This window comes from Neobacillus sp. PS2-9 (assembly GCF_030915525.1).
Taxonomy (GTDB): Bacteria; Bacillota; Bacilli; order Bacillales; family Cytobacillaceae; genus Neobacillus.
The window spans coordinates 3,710,963-3,725,537 of record NZ_CP133269.1 but is presented as its reverse complement, the minus strand read 5'-3'; the positions used below and the strand labels follow the sequence as shown (position 1 = coordinate 3,725,537).

The 14,575-nt window shown below is 37.9% G+C and carries 16 protein-coding genes; 12 read left to right on the top strand and 4 right to left on the bottom strand.

All coding sequences use genetic code 11. The features are described 5' to 3' along the window. Positions 1–213, bottom strand: a complete 213-nt coding sequence (locus RCG25_RS18720; protein WP_308080328.1) for a DNA-dependent RNA polymerase subunit epsilon — start codon at positions 211–213, stop codon at positions 1–3. Between the two features lie 488 nt (positions 214–701). On the opposite strand from RCG25_RS18720, the gene RCG25_RS18715 reads away from it, so the two are divergent. Next, positions 702–1,598, top strand: coding sequence for a DMT family transporter (locus tag RCG25_RS18715; RefSeq protein WP_308080327.1), 897 nt, complete (start codon positions 702–704; stop codon positions 1,596–1,598). Between the two features lie 26 nt (positions 1,599–1,624). After that, positions 1,625–2,395, top strand: a complete 771-nt coding sequence (locus RCG25_RS18710; protein WP_308080326.1) for a Cof-type HAD-IIB family hydrolase — start codon at positions 1,625–1,627, stop codon at positions 2,393–2,395. Positions 2,396–2,433: 38 nt separating this feature from the next. Here RCG25_RS18710 and def read toward each other — a convergent pair whose 3' ends face one another. Then, complete coding sequence (gene def, locus RCG25_RS18705; protein WP_308080325.1) at positions 2,434–2,988, bottom strand: peptide deformylase; 555 nt, start codon at positions 2,986–2,988, stop codon at positions 2,434–2,436. Positions 2,989–3,162: 174 nt separating this feature from the next. Here def and RCG25_RS18700 point away from each other — a divergent pair, with 174 nt between their 5' ends. The 6 genes from RCG25_RS18700 to RCG25_RS18675 all read left to right on the top strand — a co-directional run bounded on the left by RCG25_RS18700 (position 3,163) and on the right by RCG25_RS18675 (position 9,557). After that, positions 3,163–3,825 (top strand): YkyA family protein, encoded by a 663-nt coding sequence (locus tag RCG25_RS18700; protein WP_308080324.1) that lies wholly within the window; start codon positions 3,163–3,165, stop codon positions 3,823–3,825. Positions 3,826–4,250: 425 nt separating this feature from the next. Beyond that, positions 4,251–5,366: a pyruvate dehydrogenase (acetyl-transferring) E1 component subunit alpha gene (gene pdhA, locus RCG25_RS18695; RefSeq protein WP_308080323.1), complete on the top strand. Its 1,116-nt coding sequence runs from the start codon at positions 4,251–4,253 to the stop codon at positions 5,364–5,366. 3 nt (positions 5,367–5,369) lie between these two features. Beyond that, positions 5,370–6,347, top strand: coding sequence for an alpha-ketoacid dehydrogenase subunit beta (locus RCG25_RS18690; RefSeq protein WP_308080322.1), 978 nt, complete (start codon positions 5,370–5,372; stop codon positions 6,345–6,347). 77 nt (positions 6,348–6,424) lie between these two features. Beyond that, positions 6,425–7,738: a dihydrolipoamide acetyltransferase family protein gene (locus tag RCG25_RS18685; RefSeq protein WP_308084221.1), complete on the top strand. Its 1,314-nt coding sequence runs from the start codon at positions 6,425–6,427 to the stop codon at positions 7,736–7,738. Between the two features lie 5 nt (positions 7,739–7,743). Continuing rightward, entirely contained in the window at positions 7,744–9,159 is a 1,416-nt protein-coding gene (gene lpdA, locus RCG25_RS18680; RefSeq protein WP_308080321.1) for a dihydrolipoyl dehydrogenase, read from the top strand. Between the two features lie 155 nt (positions 9,160–9,314). Continuing rightward, on the top strand, positions 9,315–9,557 hold the full coding sequence (locus tag RCG25_RS18675) for a hypothetical protein (RefSeq protein WP_308080320.1): 243 nt from the start codon (positions 9,315–9,317) through the stop codon (positions 9,555–9,557). Between the two features lie 31 nt (positions 9,558–9,588). On the opposite strand, the gene RCG25_RS18670 is transcribed toward RCG25_RS18675, so the two are convergent. After that, entirely contained in the window at positions 9,589–10,023 is a 435-nt protein-coding gene (locus tag RCG25_RS18670; protein ID WP_308084220.1) for a DUF1885 family protein, read from the bottom strand. A 162-nt stretch (positions 10,024–10,185) separates the two neighbouring features. On the opposite strand from RCG25_RS18670, the gene RCG25_RS18665 reads away from it, so the two are divergent. Together RCG25_RS18665 and RCG25_RS18660 are read left to right on the top strand one after the other, a co-directional pair. Next, entirely contained in the window at positions 10,186–10,485 is a 300-nt protein-coding gene (locus RCG25_RS18665; RefSeq protein ID WP_308080319.1) for a DUF3055 domain-containing protein, read from the top strand. Positions 10,486–10,649: 164 nt separating this feature from the next. After that, positions 10,650–10,772, top strand: a complete 123-nt coding sequence (locus tag RCG25_RS18660) for a GapA-binding peptide SR1P (protein WP_307289124.1) — start codon at positions 10,650–10,652, stop codon at positions 10,770–10,772. Positions 10,773–11,027: 255 nt separating this feature from the next. Here RCG25_RS18660 and RCG25_RS18655 read toward each other — a convergent pair whose 3' ends face one another. Then, a complete protein-coding gene (locus RCG25_RS18655; protein ID WP_308080318.1) occupies positions 11,028–12,500 on the bottom strand; it encodes an aminotransferase class I/II-fold pyridoxal phosphate-dependent enzyme in 1,473 nt (490 codons plus the stop codon). A gap of 210 nt (positions 12,501–12,710) precedes the next feature. On the opposite strand from RCG25_RS18655, the gene RCG25_RS18650 reads away from it, so the two are divergent. Continuing rightward, complete coding sequence (locus RCG25_RS18650; protein ID WP_308080317.1) at positions 12,711–13,670, top strand: NAD(P)H-dependent flavin oxidoreductase; 960 nt, start codon at positions 12,711–12,713, stop codon at positions 13,668–13,670. A 232-nt stretch (positions 13,671–13,902) separates the two neighbouring features. Then, a complete protein-coding gene (locus tag RCG25_RS18645) occupies positions 13,903–14,172 on the top strand; it encodes a UPF0223 family protein (protein WP_308080316.1) in 270 nt (89 codons plus the stop codon). The last annotated feature ends 403 nt before the right edge of the window (positions 14,173–14,575 follow it).

Below are 14,575 nucleotides of genomic sequence, written 5' to 3'. Positions count from 1 at the left end.
TTATCCAATCTCCAATACTTTAAAGTCTTCATTTTGTTTTTCATATTCTAAAAATGCTCCTGATACTTCCTGCACTAATTCTACATTTAACCCACGATCAGCAATTTTTGTGCGGACATCTCTAACCGATTCGCCTTCAACAAAGATTGTTTTTGTGTTTTCTCTTACAGGTACTTCATTAATACTTCTTTGGTAATATACTTTAAATATCATTACAATATCGCTCCTAACTTAGGTCATAACTTTTTCTATTATATAAAACATTTTCATCTTTTTCATTTATTTTCTTTGGCAGTCCTTGGACTAAATATGAAAAGTATGTAAAAGAATCGCTGTTTTTACAATGTACAATAACGAAGGAGCCCTCCGCAAGTTTGAAGGGCTCGAAAAATTTAGGCAATGGATTTCTTTCTAAGTAAATCATTCCACTGTTTTAAGAGCTTTTTCCGGAGCTTCTTTAACATAGTGGATCATCTCCTTACCTCTTATTTTATACGATCCTTGTCCAATGTAAAGCAATCAATGGTAGATTATTGAAGGTTTTTAAAAAGAAAGGGTTTTTTTACTATTATGATATGATAAAAACGCATATTTTCTCATGGATAAACATGGAAGATTCATGGCGAATTACAAATTGACAATTATTTATAGAAGGTTTAGTGTTTTAAAGGGATAAATTAAATAGAAGGAAGAATGGTGAGATGGGAAAATTATTTAGTGCTTTGGCTGTATTGAGCCTTATTTGGGGAACTTCATTTTTATTTATAAAATTACTTTTAAACTCTATGGATCCAGTTGTGGTGGTTTTTGGCAGATGTCTATTTGGGTCAATGATCCTGCTATTAATTGTAATATTAAAAAAGAAAAAATTGAAACTAAGTACACTTCCTTGGTTTCAGTTATTGCTTGTAGCATTAGCTAATAATGCCCTACCATGGCTACTCATTAGTTCAAGTGAAACAAAACTTACTTCTGGTATGGCATCTATTATTAATGCAACAACACCGATATGGACCTTAATCATTGGAGCTTTCTTTTTTTCTTCATCACTGAGAAGGAATCAATGGATTGGCATAATGATTGGTTTCCTCGGCATTTTTATTTTATCCGATTTTAAATTAGGGGATTTATATTCAGGAAATGTAATCGGCATTCTTTTAATGACAGGTGCAACTCTATGTTATGGAATTGGTTCTCATCTGTCTAAAAAGTATTTAGCTCATTTATCTGTGCTTGAAACCTCGTTCTTTACTTTACTATTCTCTACTGGTATCAGCTTAATCATGGTGCTATTTAAGACGCCGCATTCACTTTCAACTTTTGTCAACATGAATACCTTGGGACCTTTTGTCGGGCTTGGTGTTTTAGGATCGGGAATCGCCTATTTACTTTACTACTATTTGGTGAAAGAAGGTAGTGCAGAGTTTGCCTCTCTTGTAACCTATCTTGTACCAGTCTCAGCAATAATCTGGGGTACTTTTTTATTACAAGAGGAATTACACTTCTCCATGATGGTAGGATTACTTATTATTTTTTCTGGTGTATATATTTCAACCATCAAACCAAAGGAAAAATCAAAAGCAACCTTCACAGCATAGTTCGAGCAAAAAGGAGTTATTTTTAAATGAAAAAAATTGTATTTTTTGATATAGATGGAACACTGCTTGATCATGAAAAAAACCTCCCTGCCAGTACAAAAAAGGGCCTCCAACTGTTAAAGGATAATGGAGTTTTTGTGGCCATTGCTACGGGCAGAGCCCCGTTTATGTTTACAGGTTTACGGGAGGAGTTAGAAATAGACTCTTTCGTAAGTTTTAATGGGCAATTTGTTGTCTTTGAGAACGAGATTATTTATGAGAACACCTTAAATGAAAAAGAATTAGAAAAACTATTCCAGCAGGCTAAAACAAACGAACACCCATTAGTTTTTATGAATGATAAGACAATGAAATCAAGTGTGCGGCATCACCCTTATATTGAAGAAAGTTTGGGAAGTTTGAATTTTACACATCCAGACGAAGATGCAAGATTTTATGTAAATCGTAAAATGTATCAGTCACTCCTTTTTTGTAAGGAACAGGAGGAACAGAAATACGCGGTTGACTATCCGAATTTTAATTTTATCCGATGGCACCCTTATTCCGTTGATATTTTACCAAAGGGAGGATCAAAGGCAGAGGGCATTAAGAAAATGATAGAACGGTTAGGTTTTGAATTAAAAGATGTATACGCATTTGGCGACGGGATGAATGATTTAGAAATGTTAAAAGCCGTTGGAACAGGTGTGGCAATGGGGAATGGGGTAGCAGAAGCTAAGGCCCATGCAGACCTAATTACGACTGATGTATCTGAGAATGGTATATGGAACGGACTAAAGGAACTTCAGTTAATATAAAATAAAAGATGGCTGACTCTACCTGAGTCAGCCATCTTTTAACGTTCAATTGCTGTTGCTCCATCAATTGGTCTTAATGGTTCTTGCTTATCAATAAGGTCGTAAAACATCACACCATTTAAGTGGTCGATTTCATGTTGAAAACAAATAGCAGGTAAACCCTTTAGACGAATTTTAACCTCTTCGCCATTAAGATTAATACCTTTCACTGTAATTCTTGCATATCTAGGAACAAAGCCTGGGATGGCTTCGTCTACAGAGAGACAACCTTCACCTGTTTGTAGATATGCCTTTTCAACGGAATGACTGACAATCTTTGGATTAAAAAGAGCATAACTATAGAGCACACCTTTTTCATCTGTTACATGCACCGCAATCATTCGCTTGGAAACATTAATTTGTGGAGCAGCTAAACCTATTCCAGGACGCAAACCATATTTGGAAGCAATTTCATTATTCTGGCTGTTTATAACGTATTCCAGTAAACCGGATAATATTTGTTTATCTTCTTCTGATGGCGGCATAACAACTTCCGCAGCCACTTTTCTTAGAGTTGGATGGCCATCTCGAATAATATCCTCCATCGTTAACATAACTTTCACTCCTGTGTTCAAAAAAGTAATTGGTATCCATAGTCTATCAAACAATAGATAAAATGTTAATCATTGATTCATGATATAGATATGCAACTCTAAATGGTGCTCAATATTGTCAAATATTCCAAGTATCGATATAGTAGGAGTTGAATGAGATTAGGAGGGTGTACAGTGTTATTTAAAAGCAAATGGCGTTTTTTTATTTCTGTAATAGCTGTCATTTTTATTATATCTGGATGCCAGGCTAAAGAAACACCTGAAGAAAAGATGTATGATGTGTTGGAGAAGGTTGTAGACAAAGAAAAGGTTTTTGAGGAACAGCAGGACCCCCTAGTTAAATTAGAGGAAGAAGAGAAAGTTCTTTATAATCAGATAATCAAACTAGGTATGAAAGAATATGACCAAATAGTCAAGCTCTCCGACAAAGCACTGACTTTGACTGAGAAAAGAAAAACACTTATGGAAAAAGAAACAAACAGCATAAAGGATTCTGAAAAAGAATTTAAGAAAGTGGCTGTAATTAAAGAGGATTTGGATAATCAAGAGTTAAAAAAACTAGCTAATGACCTTTACGATACCATGACTAAAAGATATGAAGCACATGAGGTATTGTATAAAGAATATACTGAGGCTTTAAAAAATGATAAAGAACTATATGAGATGTTTAAGAATAAAGACCTTCCCTTAGAAGATTTAGAAGCAAAGGTTGTTCAGCTTAATGATAATTACAAAAAAGTCTTTGAAGCAAATGAAAACTTTAACAATTTAACAGAACAATACAATGATAAGAAGCTGGCTTTTTATAAAAAAGCGGGTCTAAATCCGGATAAATAGGTATACATCAAAGAAATCGGCTCTTAAAAGCCGATTTTTTCTATATTATAACAAATGTGATTCTGTGTTAATTGTATATAACAGAAGTTATTGTTTATTGGTACAGATAATAAATTAACCTGAAAAATTAATAATACATAGTTGGTGGAAAATTATAAAACATAGTATTTGACGAAGGAAAATGAATGAGGTAAACTCATATATGAGTTAAATAATTGTATCAATTGAGTTACAAAAAATAATGATACAGAATAAAATGTTGGCAGAAGGAAGATTTTTCGTTTTTTCTTCTCTTTTCTGTGAAAAACTATCAATTAGTAATTTCAAGAACTAGACCAACATGACCCGTGCGTTTTTGGGGTAATCTAACTTAGTGGATTTATTTAAAAATTTTTTCTTTGAATAGAAAGGAAGAGGTGACCCAAATGGCTTCTAAAACTCAGAATGCCCAGCTTAATGCTAAAAAAGCACTCGAAGCTGTAGAGGATCAATTTCAAACACTTCAAATTCTTAATGAAGAAGGTGAAGTTGTAAACGAAGCAGCAATGCCTGAGCTATCAGATGAGCAGCTTCAGGAATTAATGCGTCGTATGGTATATACACGAATTCTTGACCAAAGATCCATTTCTTTAAATCGTCAAGGAAGACTAGGTTTCTATGCGCCAACTGCTGGCCAGGAAGCATCTCAACTAGCATCACAGTTTGCATTAGAAAAAGAAGACTTCATCTTACCAGGTTATCGTGATGTTCCTCAAATGATTTGGCATGGTCTTCCATTATACCAAGCATTCTTATTCTCTCGTGGACACTTCCAAGGAAATAAAATTCCAGAAGGTGTTAACGTTATTTCTCCACAAATCATTATTGGTGCTCAAATCATCCAAGCTGCAGGTGTTGCCCTTGGTATGAAAAAGAATGGTGCAAAATCTGTAGCGATTACTTATACAGGTGATGGCGGAGCTTCTCAAGGTGACTTCTATGAAGGTCTAAACTTTGCGGGTGCGTTCAAGGCTCCAGCTATTTTCGTTGTTCAAAATAACCGTTTTGCTATTTCTACTCCAGTTGAAAAACAATCAGCAGCTAAAACTGTTGCTCAAAAAGCTGTTGCTGCAGGTATTCCTGGAATTCAAGTTGATGGTATGGACCCACTAGCTGTTTACGCTGCTACTCGTGATGCTCGTGAACGTGCGATTAATGGTGAAGGACCTACTTTAATTGAGACTTTAACATATCGTTATGGCCCGCACACAATGGCAGGTGATGACCCAACTCGTTACCGTACGTCTGACCTAGATAATGAGTGGGAAAAGAAGGATCCTTTAGTACGTTTCCGTAAGTTCCTAGAAAAGAAAGGAATTTGGAACGAAGAAAAAGAGAACGAAGTAATCGAAAAAGCAAAAGAAGATATTAAAGAGGCGATTAAACAAGCGGACGCGGCTCCTAAGCAAAAGGTAACCGACCTAATGTCCATTATGTACGAAGAAATGCCTCATAACCTTAAAGAACAATATGAAATTTATCAAGCAAAGGAGTCGAAGTAAGTCATGGCTCAAATGACAATGATTCAAGCAATCACTGATGCATTAAGAACTGAGTTGCGCAACGATCCTAAAACACTCGTTTTTGGGGAAGACGTTGGTGTTAATGGCGGAGTATTCCGTGCAACTGAAGGACTTCATAAAGAGTTTGGGGAAGATCGTGTGTTTGATACACCACTTGCTGAATCTGGTATTGGTGGGTTATCAATTGGTCTTGCTTTAACAGGTTTCCGTCCAATCCCTGAAATTCAATTCTTCGGATTTGTTTTTGAAGTAATGGATTCTATTGCTGGACAAATGTCACGTATGCGTTACCGTTCTGGTGGCCGTTACAATATGCCGATAACTGTTCGTTCTCCGTTTGGTGGTGGGGTACATACACCTGAACTTCACTCAGACAGCTTAGAGGGGTTAATGGCCCAAACACCTGGTCTGAAGGTTGTTGTTCCTTCAACACCTTATGATGCAAAAGGATTATTATTGTCAGCGATTCGTGACAATGACCCAGTTGTATTCTTAGAGCATTTAAAATTATATCGTGCATTCCGTCAGGAAGTTCCTGAAGAAGAGTATACAATTCCACTTGGAAAAGCGGATGTAAAACGTGAAGGTACAGATTTATCTATCATTACTTACGGTGCTATGGTCCATGAGTCATTAAAAGCTGCAGATGAATTAGCTAAAGAAGGACACTCTGTAGAAGTTGTAGATTTACGTACAATTAGCCCGCTTGATATCGATACAATTATTGCTTCTGTTGAAAAAACAGGTCGTGCCATTGTTGTTCAAGAAGCACAAAAACAAGCAGGGGTCGCAGCTAACGTAGTTGCTGAGATTAACGATCGTGCCATCCTTAGCTTAGAAGCACCAGTATTACGTGTTACTGCTGCAGATACAATTTATCCTTTCTCACAAGCTGAATCTGTATGGCTTCCAAACTATAAAGACGTAATCGAAACAGCTAAAAAAGTTTTAACTTTCTAAAAGAGGTTCTACTGAAATCTATATATTATAGGAGATGAATCCCAGTGAGCGCAACCGCAACCACATTCCAATTTAAAATGCCTGACATCGGTGAAGGTATTCATGAAGGGGAAATCGTAAAATGGTTCATCAAACCAGGCGATAAAGTCCAAGAAGACGACGTACTTTGCGAAATACAAAATGATAAAGCAGTAGTTGAAATTCCTTCTCCAGTAGAGGGAACAGTTTTGGAAGTTTTAATTGGCGAAGGAACTGTAGCGACTGTTGGACAGGTACTCGTAACATTTGATGCTCCAGGATATGAAAATCTACAATTCAAAGGTGACCATGGTGATGAGGAGCCTAAACAAGAAGCGCCAGCAGCGCCAGCACCAGAAGCTAAGCAAGAAGCTACACCTGCACCAGCAGCAGCACCTGCGCCAGCAGTAGCAGCCCAACCTGCAGTGGAAGTAGATCCAAATCGTCGTATTATCGCTATGCCATCTGTTCGTAAATATGCACGTGAAAAAGGTGTTCAGATCGCCTTAGTTGCAGGAACAGGTAACAATGGACGTATTTTGAAGAATGATATTGATGCCTTCTTAAGTGGAGGAGCAGCAGCAGCGCCACAGGCGGCACCACAAGCAGCAGAAGCAGTGGAGGAAGCTCCTAAGGCAGCAGCAGCACCAACTCCAATTCCACAAGGGGAATATCCAGAAACACGTGAGAAGATGAGCGGTATCCGTAAGGCGATTGCAAAAGCAATGGTTAACTCTAAGCACACTGCTCCACACGTAACTCTTATGGATGAAATCGATGTTACGAAACTTGTTGCACACCGTAAGAAATTCAAGGAAGTAGCTGCGGCAAAAGGCATCAAGCTTACTTTCTTACCATATATCGTAAAAGCATTAACAAGTGCATTAAGAGAGTTCCCTGCTTTAAATACATCTCTTGATGATGCAACAAATGAAATTATCCACAAGCACTACTACAACATCGGAATTGCAGCAGATACTGAAAAAGGTCTATTAGTTCCAGTTGTAAAAGATGCTGATCGTAAGTCAGTCTTCACAATTTCAAATGAAATTAATGAATTGGCTGGAAAAGCTCGTGATGGAAAACTTGCTCCAAATGAAATGAAGGGTGCATCTTGCACAATTTCCAACATCGGTTCTGCTGGCGGTCAATGGTTTACACCAGTTATTAACCATCCAGAAGTAGCTATCCTTGGTGTAGGTCGTATTGCAGAAAAACCAATCGTTCGAAATGGCGAAATTGTTGCGGCTCCTGTGTTAGCATTATCGTTAAGCTTCGACCACCGAATGATTGATGGTGCAACAGCGCAAAACGCAATGAATCATATTAAACGTTTATTGAACGATCCAGAACTATTGTTAATGGAGGCGTAAGAAAAATGGTAGTTGGAGATTTCCCAATTGAAACAGATACTATAGTCATCGGTTCCGGTCCTGGAGGATATGTTGCCGCAATCCGCGCTGCTCAGCTTGGACAAAAAGTGACCATTGTTGAAAAGGAATATATTGGTGGTGTATGTCTAAATGTTGGATGTATCCCTTCAAAAGCCTTAATTTCTGCGGGTCACCGTTATGAAACAGCTGTACATTCTGAATCTTTCGGAATTACAGCTGAAAATGTTAAGGTTGATTTTTCAAAGGTACAAGAATTCAAAGCTGGTGTTGTTAAGAAATTAACTGGTGGCGTTGAAGGATTACTAAAAGGCAATAAAGTGAATGTTGTTCGTGGTGAAGCGTACTTTGTAGATGCCAATACACTTCGTGTAATGGATGAAACATCTGCACAAACATATACCTTTAAAAATGCTATCGTTGCAACTGGATCACGTCCAATTGAATTACCAGCATTTAAATATTCAAAGCGTGTTCTAAATTCTACAGGTGCTCTTAATCTAAATGAAATTCCTGAAAAGATCGTTGTTATTGGCGGCGGTGTTATTGGGATTGAACTTGGTGGCGCCTATGCAAACTTTGGCACGCAAGTAACTGTTTTAGAGGGTGCCGATGAAATTTTAGGCATGGGAGTATTTGATAAGCAAATGGCTGCTCTTGTTAAGAAAACGATGAAGAAAAAAGGTGCGGAATTCTATACAAAAGCATTTGCCAAGGGTGTCGAAGAAACTGAAAACGGCGTAGTGGTAACATTTGAAACAAAAGGCGAAGAAAAGAAAATCGAAGCTGATTATGTTTTTGTAATGGTTGGCCGTCGTCCAAACACTGATGAAATGGGCTTAGAGGAAGCTGGAGTGAAGTTAAGCGACCGTGGCTTAATTGAAATTGACAAGCAATGCCGTACAAGCTTAAGCAATATTTATGCAATTGGTGATGTTGTTGCTGGTCCTCAACTAGCACATAAGGCATCATATGAAGCGAAAATTGCTGCTGAAGCGATTGCTGGTCATCCGTCTGAAATTGATTATTTAGGAATTCCAGCAGTTGTTTTCTCAGATCCTGAGTTAGCACAGGTAGGATATACTGAAAGTCAAGCAAAAGAAGAAGGCATCGAAGTGGTTGCTGCTAAATTCCCATTTGCAGCAAACGGCCGTGCGCTTTCTCTAGACAGTGCTGACGGTTTCTTAAAGCTTATTACACGTAAAGAAGATGGTCTTGTAATTGGTGCTCAAATTGCCGGAGCAAGCGCTTCTGATATGATTGCTGAACTTGGTCTTGCCATTGAAGCAGGAATGACAGCGGAAGACTTAGCGATGACAATTCATGCTCACCCAACACTTGGTGAAATTACAATGGAAGCTGCTGAAGTTGCCCTAGGCAGCCCAATCCATATCATTAAATAATAAAAATAAAAGTCCTTTCCGAAAAACGGAAAGGACTTTATTTTTTTTCAGCGAATTTTAATATAGAGGAGGTGTTAAAAAAATAACTTATGACCCGATTTTATTCATATACTTAAAACACCAAATGGATAAAGAGAAGTTGAGTGGTGATAAAAATGAGAGTATATATTGTCATGCTTTTACAATTTATTATTTGGAGCGGATTTACGTTTATTGAATGGCTTTCAAAGCATGATCAACTCATCTATAAAGTCATTATGTTTTTTGTGTTTTTTTACTTAGCATTTTTAATCGGAAATTATGTCACAAAGTCAGTCCGTAAAACCCTCTTTATTACCGCGTTAAGCTTAGTTATCTATACTTCATTTCATTATACAATGGCTCAAATTATGCATTAAAAAAGCTCCTATAGGAGCCTTTCGTTGCTTTTTATTTTCTTGGGTAATAATACATGACTCTTTCATTAAAAAGATGAAGCTCGCCTTGCAGCTTTTTAGCAAGAAATTTACAGAATTCATTTGCTTTTCCTTTATCTCCATAAGTGGATTGTTCAGGAAGAGTGACTTGTATGTATGTTTGTTCACTTATAACACCGTCATCATTTTGAACCGATTCCGTATCAACACCAATTAGTATGGCATAGTAACGTTCTAGATTGGCTTGTAAGTAAAACCATTTCCCTTTACCGTCTTCCGTTTCTTTGATGTCATAAGGAAAGGCAGATTCTCCAAATTCCCAGCTTACCTGATTGCCTGTTTTGGATGTAATATCTTTATAGTAATAAAATAATTCCTTAACCTCATCAATGGTTATCGTTTGTTTTGCAGATGAAGGCACGAGCTTAATAAATGCATTAACAGCCATCATCATTCCCCCCTATAGTCCGTAGTATATGCCCTTCTATTCTAGCACTGAATAAAAAGTGATGACAACAATTAGAAGAATTAAATTGTCATCATTTCTTGTTATTTTATTAAAAATGAATTATAATAATATTCTAAATATTTAATTAAAAGGAGGAGTCTTATGGAACTATTTGATAAGCTCTATGATGAGCATGAAAATGCAAAAGTGAGGTTCATTGGTTTCACTACTGAAGATACTCGTTATGACTTTGGAATTATTTATACCAATATGTTTTTTGGAAAGCCTCTTGTGATTTGCATGCAAACCGGACGCTCCACACTCCTCGACCCCAAAGATATTGAAGATATTGATTACCTTCAAACTGTATTCCGTATTCCTGATAAAGAGCAGGCAGTTGATCTAGCTGAATTTTTTAGAGAAACACTACCGTCCATTCCTTTTGTTACCCAATATGAGTAGATAAAAGAAAAAATAGGCCTGAAAGGGTCTATTTTTTATGATATTTTTTAAATGTGACATACAAATTAGGCTTGAAATTATTAATGTGATATATTATTATCTAATTAAGGATATTAAAACGCTTTCATAGTAAGATATTCAATTATGAAAAGGGGATAGGACAAATGGGTACACTTGTATGCCAAACTTGTAACTCTACTATTGATCATTTTGAAGATGAAAAAGTAACGGTACTATACTCTAAATGCAATTGCTGTGATAACCACCATATCGAAGAAGAAGTATAAATATTGCTGCCAAATATAAACAGGCTGACTCGTTTACTTTGAGTCAGCCTTTATTTTTTTTGCTCTGTTAAACTTGCCTGTTGATTTCCGCTCCAGGCACTTCGCTTTCCGTGGGTGTTTCGGCGAGCCTCCTCGGCGCTAGCGCCTGCGGGTCTCCCCTGAACCATACTCCCACAGGAGTCTTCGTGCCTTCCGCTCCAATCAACAGGGTGTAAAAATCAACACTGTTCTTTAACACAGCCTATTTATTAAAATTTATTTAATTGCTTTATACTCTTTTATTACATGGATGGTTTTCATTTCATCATCCTCTGGCCCTTGTACAGGTAGGCCAGCTTCTAGATTTTCCTTAATGTAATGAAGATTTTCCTTAGTGATAATCTCACCTGGGATAAAAATAGGAATACCTGGAGGATACACCATAACAAATTCCGCGATAATTCTTCCTTCAGATTCCTCGAATGGAATCACTTCAGTCTCTGCATAAAAAGCATCTCTAGGGGTTAAAGCCAGCACAGGAATTTCAGGTAACAGAACCTCCACTGGTTCAATCTTTGTTGGACGGTGTTCACATTCCTCAGCAAGCTCTTTCAGGGCTTTTACTAAAAGATTTGTTTCTACTTCTGTGTCACCAAGTGTGATGATACAAAGGATGTTATACAGGTCAGAAAGCTCTACTTCAATGTTATGCTTTTCTCTCAACCATTTCTCAACATCATAACCGGTTAACCCTAAATCTTTCACTGAGATGATTAGTTTGGTCGGATCGTAATCAAATGTGGCATTAGAGCCTAAAATTTCTTCACCGATGCAACGAATATGTTCAATTTCATTAATTTTTTTACGAGTGGATTGCGCTAATTTGATTGTACGATCAATTAACTCCTTCCCGTTTGTTGCTAATTGCTTTCGGGCAGTATCAAGTGATGCTAATAATAAATAAGATGTTGAAGTCGTTGTAAGCATGCTTAAAATCGATTGTACATGCTTGGCAGAGACTAAGCCCTCACGTACATTTAAAATGGAACTCTGAGTCATAGAGCCACCTAGTTTGTGGACGCTAGTTGCAGCTATATCAGCACCAGCCTGCATGGCTGAAAGAGGAAGTTCGTCATGAAAATGAATGTGAACACCATGTGCTTCATCTACTAAAACAGGAATATTGTAGGAATGGGTAATTTCAACGATTTTCTTTAGGTCTCCAGAAATTCCGAAGTAGGTGGGATTGATGACTAATACCCCTTTTGCATCTGGGTGTTGCTGTAATGCCCGTTCCACTGATTCAGGAGTAATTCCGTGAGAAATTCCTAATTCTCTATCGATTTCAGGATGAATAAACACAGGAATAGATCCAGAAAAAACAATAGCTGACATTATAGATTTATGAACATTTCTTGGAACAATGATTTTCTCACCAGGTCCACAAACAGCCATTACCATCGCGATAATGGCACCGCTAGTACCTTGAACAGAAAAGAAGGTATGATCGGCACCAAATGCTTCTGCTGCTAGTTCCTGTGCTTTTTTAATCATTCCCTTAGGTGAATGTAAGTCATCAAGGGGACCAATGTTAATAAGGTCAATAGATAGGGCGTTATCGCCGATAAATTGGCGAAACTCTGGGTCCATTCCAGCCCCTTTTTTATGTCCAGGAATATGAAACTGGGTGGGATTTTTTTTTGCATGTTCCAGTAAACCGCTAAATAACGGTGTTTGATTTTGTGACAATCTAACTACACCTCTTTATATAGAAATACTCTTAAGATCAAGTCTATAAAATACATAAAACAAAGGAATTATAGCACTATTCTTTTATATTGCATAGGATTTATTTTGCTCAAACGCTTTATTTGTTTCAAGTTAGTTTCCCATAAAGAGAGGAAAATTAACCTTTTAAGACGAAATAACAAGTAACGAACATTTAGGAGGGAATTTCATTTGAATTGGCGAACACGGGTTACCGAGATTTTAAACATTCAATATCCAATCATACAAGGCGGCTTAGCCTATTTAGCGTATTCTGAGTTAGCTGCAGCTGTCTCCAATGCCGGGGGGCTTGGTCAGATTACTGCGATGTCCTTGAGTCATCCCTATCAATTGCGTGAGGAAATCCGAAAAGTGAAACAATTAACGAACAATCCATTTGGGGTTAATTTTGCTATTGGTCAACATGGCAGACCGTTTTCAGATTTTTTACAGGTCGCTATTGATGAAAAAGTTCCCGTCATTTCCATGACAGGGGGAAATCCGGCTCCAATTTTTGAACAGTTAAAAGGAACCCAAATAAAAACACTAGTCCTTGTTGCTGCAAGAAGGCAGGCAGTCAAAGCAGAAGAACTAGGTGCAGATGCAGTAATGGTTGTAGGTCAGGAAGGTGGTGGCCACCTTGGCAGGGATGATATTGGGACCATGGTATTAATTCCTCAAGTCGTAGATGCTGTTTCCATTCCTGTAATCGCATCGGGTGGAATTGGAGATGGAAGAGGATTAATGGCAGCGCTTAGTTTAGGTGCAGAGGGAATAGAAATGGGAACAAGATTTATTGCCACAAAGGAATGTGTTCATGCTAATGAACTTTATAAGAATAGGTTAGTAGAAGGCTCAGAATCAGATACGGTTGTCATCAAGAGGACGTTAGGAACACCAGCAAGAGCAATAGCGAATAGTTGGACTGATAAAATACTTGAAATCGAGAAAAGTAAAGGTGACTATACTGATCTAAAGGACTTAATTAGTGGAATGGCGAATAAACGCTATATCTACGAAGGAGCTGAAGATGAGGGGTTTGCTTGGGCTGGCCAAGTAATGGGTTTAATAAAGGATGTGCCTCCTGTAGGAGAGCTGTTTGAGCGAATGATAAAAGAAGCGGAAGAAATTCGTGCAAAGTGGGGAAAATAAAGGTATTATACTCTTTATTGAAAGGCTGTTTTAAAGAACATTGTTGATTTTATTCCCTGTTGATTGGAGTGGAAGGCGCGAAGACTCCTGCGGGAGTAGCGTGTCAGGGGAGACCCCGCAGGAGCAAAGCGACGAAGAGGCTCCCCGACTGCCCGCGAACCGCTCGCGCCTGGAACGGAATTCAACAGACAACTTTAACAAAGCCTATTGAAAATAGTTAGAAGGTGAAACAATGGAGTACCAATACCCAATTGATTACAGCTGGTCCACCGATGAGATTGTTGATGTGATTAAATTCTTTGAGGCCATCGAAAAAGCATATGAAAAAGGAATTGAACGCGATGAATTAATGAAGGTCTATCGTCGTTTTAAGGAAATAGTTCCTAGCATTGCTGAAGAAAAGACTGTTTGTGGAGAGTTTGAAGAGATAAGTGGATATTCTTCGTATCGAACAATAAAAAAAGCCAAAGAAGCCTCATCAGGTGACAGAATTAAAATGTAAAATAGGAAAGCTCCCGAGATCATTAATATCTAGGGAGCTTTCTTTCGCGTAGTATCTAATTATTTTGTATGGAAACACCAACAACCAGACAATTTGGTAAGATAAACGGGTTCTACGTGACTGAACAAGGCAATCGAGAACGGTTTGGGTAACATAGAAGGGTTCTACGTGACCGAACAAGGCAATCGAGAACCATTTGGGTAACATAGAAGGGTTCTACGTGACCGAACAAGGTAAGCGAGAACAGTTTGGGTAACATAGAAGGGTTCTACGTGACCGAACAAGGCAATCGAGACCGGTTTGGGTAACATAGAAGGGTTCTACGTGACTGAACAAGGCAATCGAGACCGGTTTGGGTAACATAGAAGGGTTCTACGTGACTGAACAAGGCAATCGAAGTCAA